Genomic DNA, 19,166 nt, shown 5'->3' on the forward strand with positions numbered 1-19,166 from the left:
GAGTACTTGGCTACGAACCAAGGGGTCGTGGGTTCGAATCCTGCCAGCCGCGCCACTTATTCAGAGGGCCTTCCTCATACGAAGGCCCTTGTCTTTCCTGGCGGCGATTTCGTGGCTGCACCAGAAAGGCGGAAGTAGTACAGTTTTAGCGTGCGGCTGTAGCTCAGTTGGATAGAGTACTTGGCTACGAACCAAGGGGTCGTGGGTTCGAATCCTGCCAGCCGCGCCACCTCTCGAAAGGCCTTCCTGATGATTCAGGAAGGCTTTTTGTCTTTCAGCTCGCTCTTCCTCTTGTTCCGCGGCCGCCTGCGCCAATGCCCTAGCGCGGCGGCGAGCCGATATCGCCTATCTGGGCATCCGGGCGCGGCAGATCTTCGACGTCGCCGATATCGCTCGGCTCCCCCACCTGCTCGGCATGCGGGCCGTTCAGCGCCTGCGGCTGCCGCAACATCTCGCCCACCGTATCGCCGTAGCGGCTCATGACGAACGCCCGCAGCAGCGCAACGCGCACCGAGTCGCCATGCGCCTCGGCCGTCCGGTGACTGCCCGTGAATTCCGCAACGCAGAACGCCTTCGCGCCGTCACGCCGCTCGCGCAATTCGAAACGCCGCGCGCGATCGAGCACGACACCCGCCGCCTCCCACGACGTCGAGGGCGCAAAGCGCCCATCCCACGGTCGTCCACGGTCATTGCCGCGCACCGCAACCTTCGTGCCGCTGTCGGTGAAATAAATTTCGCGGACGAAATCATGCAGGCTGCGGGCCACCCAATAGTCGAGCGTCATGCCCGTCAGATCAGCTACGTTCATCGCAACTCCCTACGGGCGGAGTCCCGCCCACCGCTCAGTAGTCGCCGCGCTCGCGTTCGATCCGCATGCCGCCATCGTGGCGGTGGTGCCCTTCGTCGCTCGGACGTTCACGCACGATGCGCATCACGTCCGGGTTCGTGCGCACGCGGCGCATCACGTTCGCGAGGTGTACACGGTCGCTCACCTGGATCACGAAGCGCAGGAGGTTCGACTCCTGTGCGAGGTCGTCGTCCATGGCGATATGCACGATGTTGGCGTCGGCCGACGTGATGTCGGCGGCCACGCGTGCGAACACACCCTTCGTGTTCTTCACGAGCACCTTCACGGCCACGTCGAACAGGCGGCCAGGCTGCGGCGCCCAGGCCACGTCGATCCAGCGACCCGGGTCGCGCTTGTGAATGCGCTGCGCGACGCGGCAGTCGGTCGTGTGGATCGCCATGCCGAGGCCAATACCGATATAGCCCATGATGTCGTCGCCCGGAATTGGGCGGCAGCAGGCCGAGAGCTGCACCGACATGCCTTCGGTGCCCGTGATGACCACGGGCGGCGCATGCGGCGCGTTCGGATCGCGCGGCGTATGGTGGTGCTCGTCGTCGTCGGCCTCGAGGCCGTTGATCAGCACTTCGATACGCTTGGCCATCACGGCCGCTACGCGCCGACCCAAACCGATGTCGGCAAAGATTTCCTGACGGTCCTTGTTACCGGTCCACTGCACGAGCTTTTCCCACACTTCCGGCGTGACATCCGAAAGCTGGTAGCCATAGCCCTTGAGCGCCTGGTCGACGAGCCGCTCCCCCAACTGCACGGACTCCGTGAGCCGCATCGTCTTCAGATAGTGACGGATCGCGGAGCGCGCCTTGCCGGTGCGCACGAAGCCGAGCCAGGCGGGATTCGGCTTGGAGTACGGCGCCGTGATCACCTCGACGATGTCACCGCTCTTGAGCTCGGTGCGCAGCGGCAGCAACTCGTTGTTGATCTTCACCGCGACGCACTGGTTGCCGAGGTCGCTGTGAATCGAGTACGCGAAGTCGAGCGCCGTGGCGCCGCGCGGCAGTGCCATGATCTTCGACTTCGGCGTGAAGACGTAGACCGCGTCCGGGAACAGGTCGATCTTGACGTGTTCGAGGAACTCGCTGGAATCGCCCGCTTCGCTCTGGATGTCGAGCAGCGACTTGAGCCACTGGTGCGCGCGCTTCTGGACGTCGTTCAGATCGGCGCCGCCGTTCTTGTAGAGCCAGTGCGCCGCCACGCCCGCTTCGGCGATTTCGTGCATCTTGCGCGTGCGCACCTGGAACTCGATCGGCGCGCCGAACGGGCCCACGAGCGTGGTATGCAGGGACTGATAGCCGTTCACCTTCGGAATGGCGATGTAGTCCTTGAACTTGCCCGGCACCGGCTTGTAGAGCGCGTGCAGCGCGCCGATGCAGGTATAGCATTCGAGCGCCGACTCCACCACGACGCGAAAGCCGTACACGTCGAGCACCTGCGAGAACGACAACTGCTTGTCGCGCATCTTCTTGTAGATGCTGAAGATGGTCTTCTCGCGGCCGGTGACTTCGGCGCTGAGCTTCGCGTCCGCAATGGCGCGCTGCACCGCTTCCAGGATCTTTCCCACCACTTCGCGACGGTTGCCGCGCGCTGCCTTCACGGCCTTTTCCAGCGTGGCGTAGCGGTTCGGATTGAAATTCGCGAAGCTCAGATCCTGCAGTTCGCGATAGGTGTTGTTGAGGCCAAGGCGGTGCGCGATCGGCGCGTAGATATCGAGCGTCTCGCGCGCGACGCGGCGGCGCTTGGCCGGCGGCACCGCGCCGAGCGTGCGCATGTTGTGAAGCCGGTCCGCGAGCTTCACGAGAATCACGCGCACGTCGCGCGCCATCGCGAGCAGCATCTTGCGGAAGTTTTCCGCCTGCGCTTCCTCGCGGTTGCGAAACTCCATCTTGTCGAGTTTCGACAACCCGTCCACCAGTTCCGCGACCTTCGCGCCGAAGCGCTCGGCGATCTCCGCCTTGGTCACGCCCTGGTCCTCGATCACGTCGTGCAGCAGCGCGGCCATGATCGACTGGGCGTCGAGCTTCCAGCCGGCGCAGATTTCCGCGACGGCGACAGGATGGGTGATATAGGGTTCGCCGCTCTGACGATATTGCCCGAGGTGGGCCTCGTCGCTGAAGTGGAACGCCGCTTTGACTTCCTTGATTTCCTCGGGTGTGAGGTAAGCGGAAAGCGCGGCGGTCAGATTGGCGATGGAGACGACCCCGTGCTTGCGGGGCTGCTCCGGCGTCGCGGTGGGTCCGAACAGATGGCGAAACGACTGTTCGAGGACCGCGTCGATGTAGTTGCGCGCGGTGCTTGCGGTCTCGGCTTCCTGGTCCACCTCGGTGGCCGGCGAGGGCGTCGTGCTCATGTTCCCCTCCGTATCAGGTTGGCGTTGACGTGAAAGCGGCTCGCGCGCGTGACGACTTCAGGCCTTGGCAGAAATACGGACGAGGCGCCGTTAAACAGGCACTTTTTTCAGCATTTCCAGGCCGACCTGGCCAGCCGCGATCTCGCGCAGCGCGACGACGGTGGGCTTGTCGCGGCTTTCGATCTTCGGCGTGTGACCTTGTGCGAGCTGGCGCGCGCGATACGTCGCGGCGAGCGCCAGTTCGAAGCGGTTCGGAATCTGTTTCAGACAATCTTCGACGGTGATGCGGGCCATGTCGGTTTCCTTCTCATTCTCAGCAGGTTCTTATTCTACCTTATGTGCCCGACGACCCGGGCTGCGGCTGATGGATACCGAGCTGCACGAAGAGCCCGGTATGACGCGCGTATTGCGAGGCGAAGCGCAGGCGCGTTGCGGCCACCACGTTACGCAGTTCCTGCAGCGCGCGATCGAAGTTCTCGTTGATCACCACGTACTCCGATTCGCTCGCGTGCGCCATCTCGCTACCGGCTGCCAGAAGGCGCCGCGTGATGACGTTGGGCTCGTCTTCGCCGCGCTTTCTGAGGCGATCGGCAAGCGCATCGAGCGACGGCGGCAGAATGAAAATCTCTACCGCGTTGCGGAACTGCTTCTTCACCTGCTGCGCGCCCTGCCAGTCGATTTCCAGCAGCACGTCGTGGCCGATCTTCATCTGATCCTCGATCCACACGCGCGAAGTCGCATAGTAGTTGCCATGCACTTCGGCGCTTTCGAGAAACTCGCCGACAGCGTGGCGCGCGAGGAAATCGTCGACGGTGGTGAAGTGATAGTGCTCGCCGTCGCGCTCCTTCGAGCGCGGCGCTCGCGTGGTGTAGGAGATCGACAGGCGGATCGCGCTGTCCTCGGCGAGCAGCGCGTTGACGAGCGTCGACTTGCCGGCGCCCGAGGGGGCCACCACCATGAAGAGGTTGCCCGGATAGACGCCCGCATACGGATTGCGCGGCTTCGCTGCACTGGTCTGGTCGGTCATGTTCGTGGCTTCCTTCATTCGAGATTCTGCACCTGCTCGCGCATCTGTTCGATGAGGAGCTTGAGCGTCATCGACGCGTCCGCGAGTTCCTTCGCCGCCGCCTTCGAACCGAGCGTGTTCGCTTCGCGGTTGAGCTCCTGCATCATGAAGTCGAGCCGCTTGCCGACCTTGCCGCCTTTCTCGATCACGTGGCGCGTTTCGTTCAGATGCGCCGTGAGACGCGACAGTTCTTCGGCGATATCGATACGAATGCCGTACATCGTCACTTCCTGGCGGATGCGCTCGGCGATCTCCTCGCGCGAGACGCCACCGATCGTGCCGTTGCCGTTCGCCTCCGGCGCCGCAATGCCGAGCGCCTCCTGCAGCCGCTCGACGATCTTCTGCTGGTGCTTGACGATCAGGTCCGGCACGAGGGGCGTGATTTTCGCGACGATCGCTTCCATTTCGGTCACGTTCGCGAGCAGCATGTTCGCGAGCTGCGCACCTTCGCGCGCACGCACGTTGATGAGTTCGGCAATGGCCTCCTTGCCGCAGCCGAGCACCGCATCGCGCAGCACCTCGGGCGCGACCCCGCTTTCGGCCAGCACACCCGGCCAGCGCAGGATCTCGCCCGTGCGCAGATGCCCCGACTCCGGAAACGCTTCGAGCACGGCGCGCTCGAGCGCGGCGAGCTGATCGAGCGCATCGCGGTTCAGCGCGCCCGCGTTCGCGGTCTGCTCGCTGCGCTGCACGTTGATGCGGATATCGACCTTGCCGCGCGACAGCTTCGTCATCAGCATTTCGCGCAGCGTCGGCTCGCAGACGCGCACGTCTTCTGGCATGCGGAAATTCAGGTCGAGAAAACGCGAGTTCACGGTGCGCAATTCGACGGACACGCTGGCGCCGCCCGTACCCGAAGCCGAAGCAAGCTCGCGCGTGACGCTTGCGTAGCCGGTCATGCTGTAAATCATGGTTCGTCTCGCGAATAAAACCGTGGCGTCGCGCGTAGCGATGCGCGGGACACGGCGGAAGGATCGAGGCGCCCGGCGTGTTCATGATGACGCGGGGCGGAGAAACCGTATTATCCCATTTTGGGGGGCGGCCCGCCCAGATCGGCCCAGCCCGGGACAGGACGCGCGCCGCGCCGCCGCCCTGGCGCGGCGGCCCCGCGCGCGAGCCCGGACGCCGTTCCTCGCGCGTCGCGTCGAGGCGGTAAAATTGTGTTTTCCCCTCCCCTTTCGTGCCCGTGCGCACGCTCTCACGATGACCCAATCGATCCAGCGCCCGAGCGGCCGCCCCGCCGACCAGCTTCGCGACGTCCGCATCACCCGCCACTACACGAAGTACGCCGAAGGGTCCGTGCTCGTGGAATTTGGCGACACGAAGGTGCTGTGCACCGCGAGCGTTTCCGAAAGCGTGCCGCCCTTCCTGCGCGACAAGGGCCAGGGTTGGCTCACGGCCGAATACGGCATGCTGCCGCGCGCCACCCACACGCGCAGCGACCGCGAAGCCGCGCGCGGCAAGCAGACGGGGCGCACCCAGGAAATCCAGCGCCTGATCGGCCGCGCGCTGCGCGCCGTGTTCGACCTCGAGGCACTCGGCGCGCGCACCATCAATCTCGATTGCGACGTGATCCAGGCCGACGGCGGCACGCGCACCGCCAGCATCACGGGCGCGTTCGTCGCGGCGCACGACGCGGTGTCGAAGCTGATTGCCGACGGCCGCCTCGCGCGTTCGCCGATCACCGACTACGTCGCCGCGATCTCGGTGGGCGTGTACGAAGGCATGCCCGTCCTCGACCTCGACTACGCCGAGGACTCGGAATGCGACACCGACATGAACGTCGTGATGACGGGCTCGGGCGGACTCGTCGAAGTCCAGGGCACCGCCGAGGGCGCGCCTTTCTCGCGCGCCGAAATGGACACCCTGCTCGACCTCGCGCAGAGCGGCATCCGCTCGCTCGTCGAGAAGCAAAAGGCGGCGCTGGGGATCGCGCATGGCTGACGGCCGGAATACCCGCGGTGCCGCCGCCGGCGCGCTCTCGCGCGTCGTGCTCGCCTCGAACAATGCCGGCAAGCTGCGCGAATTCGCGGCGCTGTTCGGCACGGTCGGCATCGAGCTCCTGCCGCAGGGCCAGTTCAACGTGCCCGAGGCGGAAGAGCCGCATCCCACCTTCGTCGAAAACGCACTCGCCAAGGCGCGCCATGCGGCGAAGCTTACGGGGCTGCCCGCGCTCGCCGACGACTCGGGCCTGTGCGTGCGCGCGCTTTTCGGCGCGCCGGGCGTGTACTCGGCGCGCTTCGCGCAGCTCGCCGGCGGCGAGAAGAGCGACGCGGCCAACAACGCGCTGCTCGTCGAGCGCCTGAAGGACGAGGCGGACCGCCGCGCGTACTACTACTGCGTGCTCGCCCTCGTACGTCACGCCGCCGACCCCGAGCCGCTCATCGCCGAAGGCCGCTGGCATGGTGTCGTGCTCGACTCGCCGCGCGGCGCGAACGGCTTCGGCTACGACCCGTACTTCCTCCTGCCCGAACTGAACGCCACGGCCGCCGAACTCGATCCGGCCGTGAAAAACGCTTCGAGCCACCGCGCGATGGCGCTCAAGCACCTGCTCGCGCGCCTCAAGGAGGACGCGTGAGCGACCCGCATCAAACCGGCCTGCGTGTGATCCAGGCGTTCTCGACGCCTGGCAGCACCCGCCTGACCTCGCTGCCACCGCTCGCGCTCTATGTGCACTTCCCGTGGTGCGTGCGCAAGTGCCCTTACTGCGACTTCAACTCGCACGAATGGAAAGGCGAGCGCTTTCCCGAGGACGATTACCTCGACGCGCTGCGCTCGGATCTCGAGCAGGCCCTGCCGCTCGTCTGGGGACGCCAGGTGCACACGGTGTTCATCGGCGGCGGAACGCCGAGCCTGCTCTCCGCCGCGGGGCTCGATCGCCTGCTCTCGGACGTGCGCGCGCTGCTGCCGCTCGACGCCGACGCCGAAATCACGCTTGAAGCCAATCCGGGCACGTTCGACGCAGCAAAATTCGCGCAGTTTCGTGCAAGCGGCGTCAACCGCCTTTCTGTAGGTATCCAAAGCTTCAACGAAGCGCATCTGAAAGCGCTCGGCCGTATCCACGACGCGGTGCAGGCGCGCCACGCCGTCGAAGTCGCGGCGAATACCTTCGAGAACTTCAACCTCGACCTGATGTTCGCGCTGCCGCAGCAGACGCTCGCCGAATGCCAGGCCGACATCGAAACGGCGCTCTCGTTCGCGCCGCCGCATCTGTCGCTCTATCACCTGACGCTCGAACCGAACACGCTGTTCGCGAAGTTCCCGCCGGCACTGCCCGACGACGACCAGTCGGCCGACATGCAGGACTGGATCCACGCGCGCACGGCCGAAGCCGGCTACGAACGCTACGAGGTGTCGGCCTATGCGAAACCGGGCAGGCAGAGCCGCCATAACCTGAACTACTGGCGCTTCGGCGACTACCTCGGCATTGGCGCGGGCGCGCACACCAAGCTGTCGTTTCCCAACCGCATCCTGCGCCAGGCGCGCTACAAGCACCCGGCAACGTTCATCGAGCAGGCGCGCGCCGGCACGCCGGTGCAAGAGGAACGCGAGGTCGGTTCGCGTGATCTGCCGTTCGAGTTCATGCTCAACGCGCTGCGGCTCGTGGAGGGCTTTCCGGTGCACCGGTTCGTCGAGCGCACCGGCTTGTCGATGACGTCGATCGAGCCCGCGCTGCAGGAAGCCGAGCGACGCGGTCTGATTGTGCGCGATTACGAGAAAATCGCGCCGACCGAACTGGGGCAGCGCTTTCTGAACGACCTGCAGGAGATGTTTCTCAAAGACGCGGAGTGAGACGCTGCTGGCCGGCAGACCTTTTGGGTTACAATGCGCGGCTCCGGAGGTGTGGCAGAGTGGTTGAATGCACCGGTCTTGAAAACCGGCGAAGGGGTAACCCTTCCGTGAGTTCGAATCTCACCGCCTCCGCCAGGAGTGGAACATAAACCCCTGCAAATTCAGATATTTGCGGGGGGGTTTTTTCAGCCCATCATCACGCACAAACTCGCGGCCTTCCTACGCGTTTCAGATATCTGCGCGGCCCGTATCGTTGCCGCGACAGTCCGCTAGAATCCGCTCATTCATGTTTCCCATCGCGGGACACTTCATGGACGAGTTCGATCTCTGCAGGATCGCCGATACGTTTTCGCTTGCGGGCGCGGCGGCGTTGATTTGCGGCATCCGACCTAGCCGCGTCCAGGGGCCTGACGAATACGGCCAAAAAACTTGCCACATTCCGCGCCAGGCGAGCTTCACGGAGTTCGAGACCGGCGAAGAGGTCCAGGACGACACCCCTGAAAAGTTCAGGACCGTTCTACAGGCGTTGATGCACGCAGCGGAACGGAGAACGCTGACCGCCAATAAGGTCTACTTGGGCAAGTACACCCATATTCGATACATCAACGATGATTCAGAAGGTTATTGGGACCCCGTAGGCGAAATCGACCCACAGCGGACGACCGTCGATGTTGAAGTCCTGAAAACGTGGCTCGCGTCGCGCGGGGTAACAACGGGGTTCTTCTTCCCCGGTGCGAGTGATACGCCGGACTACCTGAACGCCGAGCATCCGCGCTATGCACGAAGGCTCGCTGCTGCCGTCAATGCGTGGCTGGCGGTTACACAGGCCAGCGGCAAAAGCGTGAAAGACGCGATCAAGAAATGGTTGCGCGAGCACGCGGCGGAATATGGGCTCACGAACGACGACGGAAATCCGAACGAGACCGGCATCGAGGAAGTCGCGAAGGTCGCCAACTGGCAACCGACAGGCGGCGCGCCGAAGACGCCCGGCCAGTAACCTACCCCGCCCCTTAAGCCTTGCTGCTATTGGGTTCGCTCGTATCGCGCACGCGAACCCACCTACCCATTCAGCACAAACCCACCCACCCCTTTGACCGTTAGCAGGGGGTGGGTTTTCTCAACCTGCCTGGCTATTCGCTGCCTACGCGCAGGAATCAAATACCGCCATGCCGCGCCAGCCCGGCGCGCACCACCACAAGCTGAGGTGCAGCATGGCCGATCAAACCATCCCCGTTCTGATTCCCCGCTCGCGCGTCTCCGCGATTACGGGACTCCAGCGCAGCGCGCTCTATGACCGCATCGCGCGAGGCGAATTCCCGAAGCCCGTCACCATCGGTTCCGCCGCCGTGCGCTGGATCGAGTCCGAAGTCGCGACCTAGGTGCAGCAGCAGATCGACGCGAGCCGCGCGCAACAACCGGTCAAGGCTGGCCGCCGTGTCCGCGCCTGAGTCCGCCAGCAACGAGGCGAGTCGCGACGATACCGACGTTTATCGTGCTAGCACGATAAAGCGCCAGCGGCGCACTCGTAGCGAACTGGATCAACTGGACGCGCAGATCATCGAGGTCCTGTGTGCCGACCACCCGCAGTCGGTGCGGCACGTTTTTTACCAGATGACGAACCCCAGGCTGGCGGTTCCGGTCGAGAAGTCGGACCGGGGGTATCGCCATGTCCAGGAACGTTGCGTCCGGCTGCGCCGCGCGGGCGTATTGCCGTACGACTGGATCGCCGATATGTCCAGGCGTGGATACTTCGTCGACACGTTCAGCGGCGCGGGCGATTTCCTTCGGCGCATGCGGGGGCTTTACCGCGCTGACCTCTGGCGCGGTGCCGACTGCCGGTGCGAAGTCTGGGTCGAATCGCGCTCGATCGCTTCGGTCGTGCTGGACGACTGCCAGGAACTGGCCGTCCCTCTCTACCCATGCGGCGGGTTCAGTAGTGTGAGCTTCGTCCACGAAGCGGCCGCGCAGCACAACGACAGCGACGATGGTCGCCCGCTCGTCGTGTTCTACGTCGGCGATTTCGACCCGGCGGGGGTACTAATCGACCGGTCGCTGGAGCGCGAGTTGCGTAAGCACCTCGATTCGGCAATCGACCTCGATTTCGCGCGCATCGCGATCAACGAAGAACAGATCGCTCAGTACGACCTCCCGACCAAACCGCGCAAGGTCACGGACCGCCGTTCGCCGGAGGTTGCGGCAACGGTTGAAGCCGAAGCGATGCCTGCCAGCGTTCTGCGCGGTCTGTTGCGCATCGCGATTGAGGAACTGTTGCCCGAGAACGCGCTGGCGGTCGCGAAGGTTGCCGAAGAGTCGGAGCGCGAGCATATCGGGCGCATGGCGGCGCTGTTCAACGGAGCTAACGAATGAAGCGAGCTAACCATGCCGAGGTCCGGGGGGACCGCCGCCAGCATCCACCACGCACGGTGGACGCGCTTGAGGCTTACGCACAAAGTCTGCTGGCCGTCGAACTGGCCCGATGCGAACGCGCCATGACGGCGGAACAATGGGCTGAGCATCGCGAATGGGTCGAGGAGAACGCACGCGCGTCGCTGGTGGCGGCGCTGCGTGAACGCGCGCAACGGGGGGAGCTATGAGCAACGACTTTTGCCGTGCAACGTTCGCGGAGATCGTCGCAACCGATGAGGTCGCGAGGCGGGAACGCGCCGAGCGTGAGGCTATCCAAGCGAAGCGTGAAGCCTTCTTCACTCGCGCGAGCGCCGTGGCGGACGATCCGCCAGCCTGGCCGCAACCGCAGCCGTTGACGGTACGGGTAGAGCCGGAACCCTATCCGGTCGACGCCTTGCCGCCAGCTATACGCGCCGCCGTGGAAGAGGTGCAGTGCTACGTTCAGGCTCCCTTGCCGATGGTCGCGTGTTCCGCGCACGCCGCGCTCAGCGTGGCCATACAGGCGCATGTCGACGTGCAGCGTGATAGCCGCCTGAGCGGGCCGGTAAGCCTGTTCGTGGTGGTGATCGCGGACAGCGGCGAGCGCAAGACGACGTGCGACAGCTTTTTCATGCGTGCCATACGTGACTACGAACGCGAACAGGCGGAAGCCGCCAACGATCCAAGAGCCACGTCCGACAAATGTGCCGGTGCGATGATCGACCCGGACGGCGGACCTTACCTGCCGTGGGGGCCGTATCTCGCGGAGGACAACGTGCGGCGGTTGCGCGCCGAACTGTTCGCGATGGTGGACGAACTTGCGCGTGCTGAGGGATGGACGCGCGAGCGTCACGCCGAAACGTTAGGGCGAGCCGCGAACGGCCCGCTCTCGGACCTGCTGCCGAACATCGCGTACTTTCACGCGAAAGTGATTGAGTGTCGCGCCGAAGCTGAGGCGCAAGTCGCAATGGCAGCGAGTGGCTGGCGGTACGATCCAGCCGGGCGCTAAGGCGTCACGAACAGGCGCATGGGTCCTTCCTGAGACCATCCGCAATGCGGGCGCGAAGACTCGCGAAATGTCCGTAGCCAAGGGTCCGCAAAGGTGTCCGCATCGGGCAAGGGGTACGCATCCATGCAAGGCCAAAGGAATCCGACACGGGCGCGGACAATGCGGACCCGTCGCGCATTTCCTCATTCGGATTCAACATATGTTGCGATACGCATGATTTTCGCACCGAGGGTACTTTGAACAACGGCGAAGCAGGACAGGCGGCGTTTGAGCGAGTCCCCCGCGAGAACGAGACCGGACTCGCGCACTGGGTCGAACGTGAAGGCGGGCACGGCCCATATCGCTTGCGGGCAACCCGCCAGCCAGCAGCCAACGCCTAAGACGATGGCGAATACACAGTCGACGGTCCGCCCGTCTAAATTAGAGAAAGTTAGATCGGAGGGAGTAGAACTATGGCTCTCGGACGCAAAACGGGCGGTCGCCTGCCCGGCTCGTTAAACAAAACGACGCTGAGGATGCGCGATCTCGCCGGGCAGCATGCACCTGCCGCCATCGAAACGATCATCGCGATCATGCAGCACGGCACAACTGAAGGGGTGCGCCTTTCTGCTGCTTGCGCGATTCTCGACCGTGCCTATGGCCGCCCGACGGTCTGCACCGAAACCGACAAGGACGACGACATTCTGTTCGCCAACCTGTTTGGAAACGGCCACGACGAAGCGGACGAAACCGGGACGACCTAGGTGATTGCACCGCTTTAAAAAAGAAGCGCACAGCGCCCGGCGAACGGCGGCGTATTCGAGCGGCGACCACCGATAACCATCTCAAAAACAATGCCCTCCGGCTTACGTCCGGTTAGGCGAGGCTCAACATTGCGCCCTGACAATTGTTGACCAATTTTCTGACGTTTCCGTATTGAGGCACTGCGTATTGCGCGTTATAAGCCGTGAAGAGCGGAAATAGCTTCGTATCGCGGCCTGCCTTGTCTTTGCAGTCCTGATGTATTGGGCCGCGTCTCCCCCAATCCAGCAAGGAGGCCAGCCTATGGCAGACCAGGACGCGTCGCACGCGATATCCAGGCACCAACCGCATTTCCACAACACGACACCCTACAGGTGCTCAATTGCATACTCGCGCACGGTCGCGCTTGCCGCTGGCGCACTGCTCGCCCTGTCGGCCTGCACGGCGGACAGCGCACTGGTGTCCGACGATCCGCTCGCGAGCGAGCACCCCCTGTACATGGTCCCGATCAGTCAGACCGACCAATGGGCGATCAACATGGCTGTTGACCATTATGGCATGGGGGGCAGCCCACCACATGGCGGTGGTGGTGCAGCGGCCTGCTGTTATCCCAGCCCCAAGGACTGGAGCGAACCGGTAACAGTTCATTGGACGTGGGGCACGGAACTCGACCCGAAGACGAAGGCCGTCATCAAGCCGCGCGAACCCCATTCTGCTGTCCTGCATTTCCCACCCGGTGGCCCCGCGAAGGATGACCGCTACCTCTGCTTGATCGTGCGCGACCGTGATACGGCCGAACTGGCGTTTGCACGAAGCCGCACGCGCTGCGCCACAAAATAACCCCGCAACCATAAGGAATTCAGCATGACAGTACGCCAGGCGGGCGCACCTGTGAGTGACGCCGAACTGGACCGCGCTACTGCACGCGGAATGAGCAAACGGATCGCCGCCGAACTCCCCAGCGACCCGAAGGCTCGCTTGCAGTGCCGTCTTTATCCGAAACTCAGTTTCTTCTTTGACGGCACTGGCAACAACATGTATCAGGAACTGGAGAAGCCTGAGCACGAACAGGCGCTGTCGAACGTGGCTAAGCTCTTTCTGGCCGCGATTGACGATCCGGCCAGACAGGGTGCCACGCCCACTTACATCTCCGGTGTCGGCACCCCGTTCCAGGTTCCCCGGCGAGTGCCCGGTTACTTTACCGAACTGCTGCGCAATGACGACGGCGGGGCGTTGGGTCTCGGCCTGGGTGCTGGAGGACAGACGCGCATCGATTCGGCGCTCGCCACATTTGACATGATTCTTGGGGAGGACTGGAGCGAGGGAGCACGGCAGCATATGCCGTTTATCAGTGTTGCAGTGTTTGGCTTCTCGCGCGGTGCGACCGAGGCGCGGGCTTTTGTGCGGAAGCTGCTTTCGCGATGCGTCGATAAGGACGGTCAACGGTGCTGGATAGGAAAGGACATGTGGCGCATTCCGCTACGTATCACGTTCCTGGGTCTGTTTGACACGGTGGCGTCGGTGGGCGGGCCGGGGCTGCACCTGGACTGGGCGTCCGAACTGGCGATACCGCCCGAGGTCGAGCGGTGTGTGCACTACGTTGCCGCCCACGAGGTCCGTGAAGCATTCCCGCTGGATTCCGTGCGTGTGAACCGGACCTATCCTGGCAACTGTGAGGAGGTGGTTTATCCTGGCGTGCATTCGGACGTGGGTGGCGGCTACGCGCCAGACGAACAGGGCCGCAGCAACCGTCTCTCGCGCATCCCGCTACGCCACATGTACGCGGCAGCGCTGGAAGCTGGCGTGCCGCTGCTGTCGCTGGACAAGATGCAGCCAGACTGGCAAGGCTATTTCGCACTCGCAAATACCGAGCCTGTGCTGAAGCTCTATCAGGACTATATGGCGGCTCTGCCTGCCGCCGAAGGCGACGATGTGGAATCGCTGATACACGTACACCGTCGCCTGAATTTCCAGTGGCGCGGCGGTCTTGCCCGAAAGGACGGCGACAACCATGTGCTCGGGGAGTTGTACGGGAAGCATGGTGTGTCCGCGTCGGCCTGTGAGGCTGTACCGGCGGCCACCGACGAGGACCACCCCGAGTGCGATCCGACCGGCTGGACGTACACCCTCCCGCGAAACCCGGCAAAGCAGGCGACCCAGTTACTAGGTGAACAGCGGCGGCTGGAGCGCCGGGTCGCCTTCCTGCGCAATCCTGTAGAACGCCATGCGGGCAGCCGGGACTGGCCGCCACCGGAGCCACGCAAGCGCACTCCTTATGAAGACCTCATTCTTGCCGCGTGGGACGATCCCGCTGCTGTCCCGCCCGCCGTGGATGGCCTGCTGGCGGAACATGTTCACGACTCAGTGGCGCACTTCACTTCGTGGCCGTGCGCCCTGTACGATCCACGGAGCGTCTTTTGTGACCGGGTGCGATACCTGGCCGAGAGGCCGTGGCTTGGACCACAACCGGAAGTCATGACCGCTTGACCCTCTAAGGTCCATACCCCCGGCTCGCGATAATCGCGATGCCGGGACCCAATCATTCCGCCGTACCGCAAACATGCGACGCCCACGCTTCCATCATTGGGCGGCGCAATTCCAGCAGGTCGGTCCGGTGATACGCCGCTTCAACCTTATTCGAGACCGTATGTGCGAGCGCCCGCTCGGCAAGGTCGCGTGCGTAGCCGTTTTCGCTGGCCCAATCTCTGAAACTTGACCGATAGCCGTGCGCGGTCGCGACGCGGCCCGGCGTATCGCTTTTCGCTTTCACCCGGCGCAGTAGAGCGGTCAAGGTCATATCGGATAGCACCTTGCCACGCGGCGACGGGAACACCAACGTCTCGTACTGCTTCTGTTCCTTCAGCTGCTTGACGAGCGCGTGCGCGGCCGCCGGGAGCGGGACGCGGTGCGGTATCTTCGCTTTCATACGTTCGCCTGGGACGGTCCAGATACCGGCGTCGAGGTCGAACTCGCCCCACGTCGCGCCGCGCACTTCGCCGCTACGCGCCGCCGTGAGAATCAGGAACAGCAAGGCCACCCGCGTGTTGTCGCCGGGTTCGATATCACGTAACTGAGCCTTCGCGAACGCCGGAACTTCGCGCCACGGCATCGCCGGTTGATGTTCTTTTTTTGCGCCCTGCTTCGGCAGGATATGGTCAACTACGCTAACCGGGTTCGCCGAGATATGGCCGTGCGCCCAGGCCCATTGCATGACGGCGTGCATACGCTGGCGGGTACGACTGGCGGTCTCTGCCTTGTCTAACCAGATAGGCCGCAACGCGTCCGCGCAGTCGGCGGGCGTGACCGCGTCGAGTGGCTTGCTGCCGATCCTCGGGAACACGTAAGTCTCAAGCGTGCTAATCCATTGGGCGGCGTGCTTCGCATTCCGCCAGCCGGGCTTGAGCTCTTCGTGGACAGTGCGCGCGGCTTTCTCGAACGTTAGCGCGGAAGCGGCGACACTCGCGGCTTGCTGTTCGCGGTCGCGTTCATCGATTGGGTCTTTCCCCGCGTCGAGTTGGGTGCGCATGGCAAGCGCCTTGTTACGCGCGTCCAGTATCGAGACTTCAGGATAGACGCCGAGACCCGCATCGCGCCGCTTGCCCGTTACCGGGCTTGTGAAACGTAGCGTCCACTTGCTGCCCGTCTTGCCTGGCGTGAGCATCAACCCCGTTACCTTCCCGTCGAATACCGGCTTGTCGCCGGGTTGCAGCCCCTTTGCCTGTCTGTCCGTAAGTGCCATTTCAGCCCATCGTCTAGCCCATCGCAAAATGGCGGATAGCGCCGGAATATTGTAGCCTGTTACAGTAGTAATATGGCTTTAACCCATTGATGTAATTGAATTCTACGGAGTGGCACGGAAATTCTCGGAATGTATTTTGGCGGTCACCGCCTCCGCCAGAACATTCCTGCACTCGGCCGTCTTCCCCCTAGAAACCTCTGGCCCAGTCGCCAGAATTCCACCCGACAAGCCTCTCCAGCATCCACTCTTCATCGAGCGTCAGACGTCGACAGCGCTACACGGAAGACATCGATCCCGAAAATTTCGCATTCCTTGACAATTCCCAGGTCTGATTGCCTTCAGCATGCGACTCCAGAGGCCAGCTTACGCGACTGGTATAGCGGACGAGCCAACTCCAAAATAAATAAGGGTTGAATCAAAACACACCCCGAAACACGGAACTAGGTGAAAACCCTAATAACGCGGTAAAATCCCACGCATTCCGGGAAATCACCACCATGCCGCACCGTTACCAAGTCCTCGAAAAGATCGCCTTCACGCTCGTCGTGTTATCTGCCGTGATGTGCTCCGGCTTCATCGCCTGGGAAAGCTCGCCCGACTTCCGCGCGAACTTCCAGCAGGGCAAGGATCTGTTCCTGAAGAGCGGGGAGTACTCGTATGCCTGCGCAACGATCGCGACCGACCCGTGCGCGCAGTTCCCGGTCGAGTAAGCCTCGGCCCGTCCCGCCTCGTTTCACCGGCGTCGCCGAATGTCCGCGCATGATACGGGCCGCTGCGGACCACCGCGGGTTGCATCCGCGAGCATTTCGACTAAGCTCGAATCTGGTCTCGCCTCCGAGCTTGTTCGACAATGCTCATCCGTGCCTGCCCGCCTGACGGCCCCGCCGCGTCATGCGCCAATCTGCTGCGGCGCGTCGGTTTCGCTTTGCCCCTGCTGATCGCAAGCGCCTGCACCATTACGCCGCCGCAGCGTCCGCTCCTGATCATTCCGCCCGCAGCCATCAACAGCAACACGCTCGACCAGTACCGAACGGCCGTTGCCCACCGCATCGTTGATCGCAACCCCTCGTATATCCTGCATGGCTCGCCCCAGGCGATGCTGCGTTCGCTCGTGGTCGTCTCCTTCGTGGTGGACCGCAACGGCCAGATCGTGAAGTCGTCGATCTACCGCACCAACGGCGACGACGAGGCCGAAGCCACCGCGCTCTCCACGCTGCGCCGTGCGGCACCCTTGCCCGTGCCGCCGGAACGGCTGCTGAACTCGGCAGGTCAACTCGAGATGTTCGAAGACTGGCTCTTCAACGACAACGGCAAATTCCAGTTGCGCACGCTCGCGTCGCCGCAGGCCCAGAACTTCGACTGAACGGCCGCCCAGCCGCCCCGCCTTTCCGCCGCCTTGCTGCGCACAACTCACGGTCGTTATAATTTTCCGCTACCCCGCCGGCCTTTGCGCCGCGAATAAAGACGTGCACCGCCCAAGCGACGACGAACCCGGCGACAACGCGCCTTACAACGACTGGAGACTCCGTACATGTCGACTTCCCCGATTTCGCCCGCGCGCGCCGGCGAGGACGGCGCCGGCGCGACGCGCACGTCGCACGTGATCTTCGCGAGCTTCATCGGCACCGCGATCGAGTTCTACGATTTCTATGTGTACGCAACGGCCGCCGCGCTCGTGATCGGCCCGGTGTTCTTCCCGCACGGCTCGGCGACGGCGCAGGCGCTTTCGGCCTTCGTCACGTTCGGCATCGCGTTTGTCGCGCGGCCCATCGGCTCCTTTCTGTTCGGTCATTTCGGCGACCGCATTGGCCGCAAATCGACGCTCGTCGCCTCGCTGCTCGTCATGGGCCTCTCCACCACGCTGATCGGCTTCGTGCCCGGCTATGACGCGATCGGCAGCCTCGCGCCGATCCTGCTGTGCGTCCTGCGCTTCGGTCAGGGAATCGGCCTTGGCGGCGAATGGGGCGGCGCCGCGCTGCTCGCGACCGAATACGCGCCGGCCGGCAAGCGCGGCTGGTTCGGCATGTTCCCGCAGCTCGGGCCGTCGGTGGGTTTTCTCGCCTCGAACGGCCTCTTCTTCGGCCTCGCCTCGACACTCTCCGACCAGCAGTTCCGCGACTGGGGCTGGCGCGTGCCGTTCGTCGTTTCGGCCGTGCTCGTCGCGCTCGGCCTCTATGTGCGTTTGAAGATTGCCGAGACGCCCGCCTTCAAGGCAGCCATCGAGCGCGAGGAGCGCGTGCGCGTACCGGTCGCGACGCTGCTCGCCGATCACTGGCGGGCCACGCTCCTGGGCGCGCTCGCCATGGTCGTCTGCTACACGCTGTTCTACAACGCCACGGTGTTCTCGCTCTCGCACGGCGTAACGGCGCTGCATATTCCGCGTCCGACTTTCCTTGGCATGCTGTGCGTCGCGGTCGTCTTCATGGGTCTCGCCACGCCGCTTTCGGCATGGGCCAGCGACCGCTGGGGCCGCAAGCCGGTGCTGGCCGCCGGCTGCATCGCAGCGATCGCCTCGGGCTTCACGATGGCGCCGCTGCTCGGCAGTGGTTCGCTGCCGCTCGTGCTGCTGTTCCTCGTGATCGAGCTGTTCCTGATGGGCGCCACCTTCGCGCCGATGGGCGCGCTCCTGCCCGAACTCTTCCCCACGAGCGTGCGCTATACCGGCGCGGGCGTGGCGTACAACCTGGGTGGCATTCTCGGCGCTTCGGTGGCGCCGTATATCGCCCAGGTGCTCGCTGCGCGCGGCGGCCTGTCGTGGGTCGGCGCGTACGTGTCGATCGCGGCTGCGATCAGCCTGTTCGGTGTCCTGTGCATGCACGAGACACGCGACAAGGCGCTGATGTAATACCCAGGGTCGCCCCTGATGAAAAAGCGGAGTCCGCAAAAGACGGACTCCGCTTTTTTTGTCCACTTTGAGCGCATGGGGTGCCTGACTATACTTCGTTCAACAGATCAGTATTTCGGTCAGCCCACGCTGTCTTCCTCATTCCGGGAGCCGACGATGAACATCCATCTGAGCAACGCCGACGTCGTCCTGATGATCGCCCTCGCGCTCGGCACTGCGCTCGTGCTGGCTTTCAGGCTGCACGCGACGAGCTGGCGCGCAGTGGTGATCGAAGCGATTGCCGCGAACGCGGCCGCCATCGCGGCGGTCGTCGCACTCGAAATACTGCTGGCCTGAGTCACCTCGTGGTGGCGGCGCGCGTGCCGCCCTCGCTCTCCCGG

At 63.9% G+C, this 19,166-nt stretch carries 21 protein-coding genes and 3 tRNA genes (1 of these 24 only partly in view); 18 read left to right on the forward strand and 6 right to left on the reverse strand.

Features of this window, described 5'->3' with window-relative positions:
- Both V8683_RS06650 and V8683_RS06655 read left to right on the forward strand, forming a co-directional pair.
- A tRNA-Arg gene (locus V8683_RS06650) sits at window positions 1-55 on the forward strand; it begins 122 nt to the left of the window's first position.
- Between the two features lie 97 nt (window positions 56-152).
- Window positions 153-229: transfer RNA gene (locus V8683_RS06655), tRNA-Arg, on the forward strand.
- 90 nt (window positions 230-319) lie between these two features.
- Here the strand turns inward: V8683_RS06655 and V8683_RS06660 are convergent.
- The 5 genes from V8683_RS06660 to V8683_RS06680 form a co-directional block, all read right to left on the reverse strand.
- Window positions 320-808, reverse strand: coding sequence for a phage protein NinX family protein (locus V8683_RS06660; protein ID WP_411188884.1), 489 nt, complete (start codon window positions 806-808; stop codon window positions 320-322).
- 34 nt (window positions 809-842) lie between these two features.
- Entirely contained in the window at window positions 843-3,209 is a 2,367-nt protein-coding gene (locus tag V8683_RS06665; protein WP_411188883.1) for a RelA/SpoT family protein, read from the reverse strand.
- 90 nt (window positions 3,210-3,299) lie between these two features.
- On the reverse strand, window positions 3,300-3,503 hold the full coding sequence (rpoZ, locus tag V8683_RS06670; RefSeq protein ID WP_006400783.1) for a DNA-directed RNA polymerase subunit omega: 204 nt from the start codon (window positions 3,501-3,503) through the stop codon (window positions 3,300-3,302).
- 40 nt (window positions 3,504-3,543) lie between these two features.
- Complete coding sequence (gene gmk, locus V8683_RS06675) at window positions 3,544-4,236, reverse strand: guanylate kinase (RefSeq protein WP_411190506.1); 693 nt, start codon at window positions 4,234-4,236, stop codon at window positions 3,544-3,546.
- A 14-nt stretch (window positions 4,237-4,250) separates the two neighbouring features.
- The gene (locus V8683_RS06680; protein ID WP_411188882.1) at window positions 4,251-5,186 is read right to left on the reverse strand and encodes a YicC/YloC family endoribonuclease; all 936 of its coding nucleotides are present in this window, start codon (window positions 5,184-5,186) and stop codon (window positions 4,251-4,253) included.
- 292 nt (window positions 5,187-5,478) lie between these two features.
- On the opposite strand from V8683_RS06680, the gene rph reads away from it, so the two are divergent.
- From rph to V8683_RS06740, 12 genes are all read left to right on the forward strand, one after another.
- Window positions 5,479-6,219, forward strand: a complete 741-nt coding sequence (rph, locus tag V8683_RS06685) for a ribonuclease PH (RefSeq protein WP_411188881.1) — start codon at window positions 5,479-5,481, stop codon at window positions 6,217-6,219.
- Entirely contained in the window at window positions 6,212-6,853 is a 642-nt protein-coding gene (gene rdgB, locus V8683_RS06690; protein ID WP_411188880.1) for an RdgB/HAM1 family non-canonical purine NTP pyrophosphatase, read from the forward strand. The genes rph and rdgB overlap by 8 nt, the downstream gene beginning before the upstream one ends.
- Entirely contained in the window at window positions 6,850-8,067 is a 1,218-nt protein-coding gene (gene hemW / locus V8683_RS06695; RefSeq protein ID WP_411188879.1) for a radical SAM family heme chaperone HemW, read from the forward strand. Before rdgB ends, hemW begins: the two co-directional genes overlap by 4 nt.
- Window positions 8,068-8,112: 45 nt before the next feature.
- Window positions 8,113-8,202 (forward strand) — tRNA-Ser (locus V8683_RS06700).
- A 175-nt stretch (window positions 8,203-8,377) separates the two neighbouring features.
- Window positions 8,378-9,064, forward strand: coding sequence for a hypothetical protein (locus V8683_RS06705; protein WP_411188878.1), 687 nt, complete (start codon window positions 8,378-8,380; stop codon window positions 9,062-9,064).
- A 214-nt stretch (window positions 9,065-9,278) separates the two neighbouring features.
- Complete coding sequence (locus V8683_RS06710; RefSeq protein ID WP_411188877.1) at window positions 9,279-9,446, forward strand: helix-turn-helix transcriptional regulator; 168 nt, start codon at window positions 9,279-9,281, stop codon at window positions 9,444-9,446.
- 55 nt (window positions 9,447-9,501) lie between these two features.
- Complete coding sequence (locus tag V8683_RS06715; RefSeq protein WP_411188876.1) at window positions 9,502-10,434, forward strand: hypothetical protein; 933 nt, start codon at window positions 9,502-9,504, stop codon at window positions 10,432-10,434.
- Window positions 10,431-10,661 (forward strand): hypothetical protein, encoded by a 231-nt coding sequence (locus V8683_RS06720; RefSeq protein WP_411188875.1) that lies wholly within the window; start codon window positions 10,431-10,433, stop codon window positions 10,659-10,661. The genes V8683_RS06715 and V8683_RS06720 overlap by 4 nt, the downstream gene beginning before the upstream one ends.
- Window positions 10,658-11,461: a DUF3987 domain-containing protein gene (locus tag V8683_RS06725; protein WP_411188874.1), complete on the forward strand. Its 804-nt coding sequence runs from the start codon at window positions 10,658-10,660 to the stop codon at window positions 11,459-11,461. Before V8683_RS06720 ends, V8683_RS06725 begins: the two co-directional genes overlap by 4 nt.
- Window positions 11,462-11,913: 452 nt before the next feature.
- Window positions 11,914-12,204 (forward strand): hypothetical protein, encoded by a 291-nt coding sequence (locus tag V8683_RS06730; protein ID WP_411188873.1) that lies wholly within the window; start codon window positions 11,914-11,916, stop codon window positions 12,202-12,204.
- A gap of 301 nt (window positions 12,205-12,505) precedes the next feature.
- Complete coding sequence (locus V8683_RS06735) at window positions 12,506-13,042, forward strand: DUF3304 domain-containing protein (RefSeq protein WP_411188872.1); 537 nt, start codon at window positions 12,506-12,508, stop codon at window positions 13,040-13,042.
- A 24-nt stretch (window positions 13,043-13,066) separates the two neighbouring features.
- The gene (locus V8683_RS06740) at window positions 13,067-14,689 is read left to right on the forward strand and encodes a T6SS phospholipase effector Tle1-like catalytic domain-containing protein (protein WP_411188871.1); all 1,623 of its coding nucleotides are present in this window, start codon (window positions 13,067-13,069) and stop codon (window positions 14,687-14,689) included.
- A 52-nt stretch (window positions 14,690-14,741) separates the two neighbouring features.
- On the opposite strand, the gene V8683_RS06745 is transcribed toward V8683_RS06740, so the two are convergent.
- Window positions 14,742-15,941 carry a tyrosine-type recombinase/integrase gene (locus V8683_RS06745; RefSeq protein WP_411188870.1) on the reverse strand — a complete coding sequence of 400 codons (1,200 nt, stop codon included), beginning with the start codon at window positions 15,939-15,941 and terminating at the stop codon, window positions 14,742-14,744.
- Window positions 15,942-16,438: 497 nt separating this feature from the next.
- Here V8683_RS06745 and V8683_RS06750 point away from each other — a divergent pair, with 497 nt between their 5' ends.
- The 4 genes from V8683_RS06750 (at window position 16,439) to V8683_RS06765 (ending at window position 19,122) form a co-directional block, all read left to right on the forward strand.
- Window positions 16,439-16,651: a hypothetical protein gene (locus V8683_RS06750; RefSeq protein ID WP_411188869.1), complete on the forward strand. Its 213-nt coding sequence runs from the start codon at window positions 16,439-16,441 to the stop codon at window positions 16,649-16,651.
- A 140-nt stretch (window positions 16,652-16,791) separates the two neighbouring features.
- Window positions 16,792-17,304 carry an energy transducer TonB family protein gene (locus V8683_RS06755; protein ID WP_411188868.1) on the forward strand — a complete coding sequence of 171 codons (513 nt, stop codon included), beginning with the start codon at window positions 16,792-16,794 and terminating at the stop codon, window positions 17,302-17,304.
- Between the two features lie 168 nt (window positions 17,305-17,472).
- Window positions 17,473-18,786 carry an MFS transporter gene (locus V8683_RS06760; protein WP_411188867.1) on the forward strand — a complete coding sequence of 438 codons (1,314 nt, stop codon included), beginning with the start codon at window positions 17,473-17,475 and terminating at the stop codon, window positions 18,784-18,786.
- Between the two features lie 156 nt (window positions 18,787-18,942).
- Window positions 18,943-19,122, forward strand: coding sequence for a hypothetical protein (locus V8683_RS06765; RefSeq protein WP_411188866.1), 180 nt, complete (start codon window positions 18,943-18,945; stop codon window positions 19,120-19,122).
- Window positions 19,123-19,166 lie beyond the last annotated feature (44 nt).

This window comes from Paraburkholderia sp. AV2 (assembly GCF_054968425.1).

Coding starts and splice junctions, on each gene's coding strand:
- rph (WP_411188881.1), top strand. CDS start 5,479: ATGACCCAATCGATCCAGCGCCCGAGCGGCCGCCCCGCCGACCAGCTT.
- V8683_RS06705 (WP_411188878.1), top strand. CDS start 8,378: ATGGACGAGTTCGATCTCTGCAGGATCGCCGATACGTTTTCGCTTGCG.
- V8683_RS06755 (WP_411188868.1), top strand. CDS start 16,792: ATGCTCATCCGTGCCTGCCCGCCTGACGGCCCCGCCGCGTCATGCGCC.
- V8683_RS06665 (WP_411188883.1), bottom strand. CDS start 3,209: ATGAGCACGACGCCCTCGCCGGCCACCGAGGTGGACCAGGAAGCCGAG.
- V8683_RS06750 (WP_411188869.1), top strand. CDS start 16,439: ATGCCGCACCGTTACCAAGTCCTCGAAAAGATCGCCTTCACGCTCGTC.
- rpoZ (WP_006400783.1), bottom strand. CDS start 3,503: ATGGCCCGCATCACCGTCGAAGATTGTCTGAAACAGATTCCGAACCGC.
- V8683_RS06660 (WP_411188884.1), bottom strand. CDS start 808: ATGAACGTAGCTGATCTGACGGGCATGACGCTCGACTATTGGGTGGCC.
- V8683_RS06730 (WP_411188873.1), top strand. CDS start 11,914: ATGGCTCTCGGACGCAAAACGGGCGGTCGCCTGCCCGGCTCGTTAAAC.
- V8683_RS06765 (WP_411188866.1), top strand. CDS start 18,943: ATGAACATCCATCTGAGCAACGCCGACGTCGTCCTGATGATCGCCCTC.
- V8683_RS06745 (WP_411188870.1), bottom strand. CDS start 15,941: ATGGCACTTACGGACAGACAGGCAAAGGGGCTGCAACCCGGCGACAAG.
- rdgB (WP_411188880.1), top strand. CDS start 6,212: ATGGCTGACGGCCGGAATACCCGCGGTGCCGCCGCCGGCGCGCTCTCG.
- V8683_RS06680 (WP_411188882.1), bottom strand. CDS start 5,186: ATGATTTACAGCATGACCGGCTACGCAAGCGTCACGCGCGAGCTTGCT.
- V8683_RS06710 (WP_411188877.1), top strand. CDS start 9,279: ATGGCCGATCAAACCATCCCCGTTCTGATTCCCCGCTCGCGCGTCTCC.
- V8683_RS06735 (WP_411188872.1), top strand. CDS start 12,506: ATGGCAGACCAGGACGCGTCGCACGCGATATCCAGGCACCAACCGCAT.
- gmk (WP_411190506.1), bottom strand. CDS start 4,236: ATGACCGACCAGACCAGTGCAGCGAAGCCGCGCAATCCGTATGCGGGC.
- V8683_RS06740 (WP_411188871.1), top strand. CDS start 13,067: ATGACAGTACGCCAGGCGGGCGCACCTGTGAGTGACGCCGAACTGGAC.
- V8683_RS06725 (WP_411188874.1), top strand. CDS start 10,658: ATGAGCAACGACTTTTGCCGTGCAACGTTCGCGGAGATCGTCGCAACC.
- V8683_RS06720 (WP_411188875.1), top strand. CDS start 10,431: ATGAAGCGAGCTAACCATGCCGAGGTCCGGGGGGACCGCCGCCAGCAT.
- V8683_RS06760 (WP_411188867.1), top strand. CDS start 17,473: ATGTCGACTTCCCCGATTTCGCCCGCGCGCGCCGGCGAGGACGGCGCC.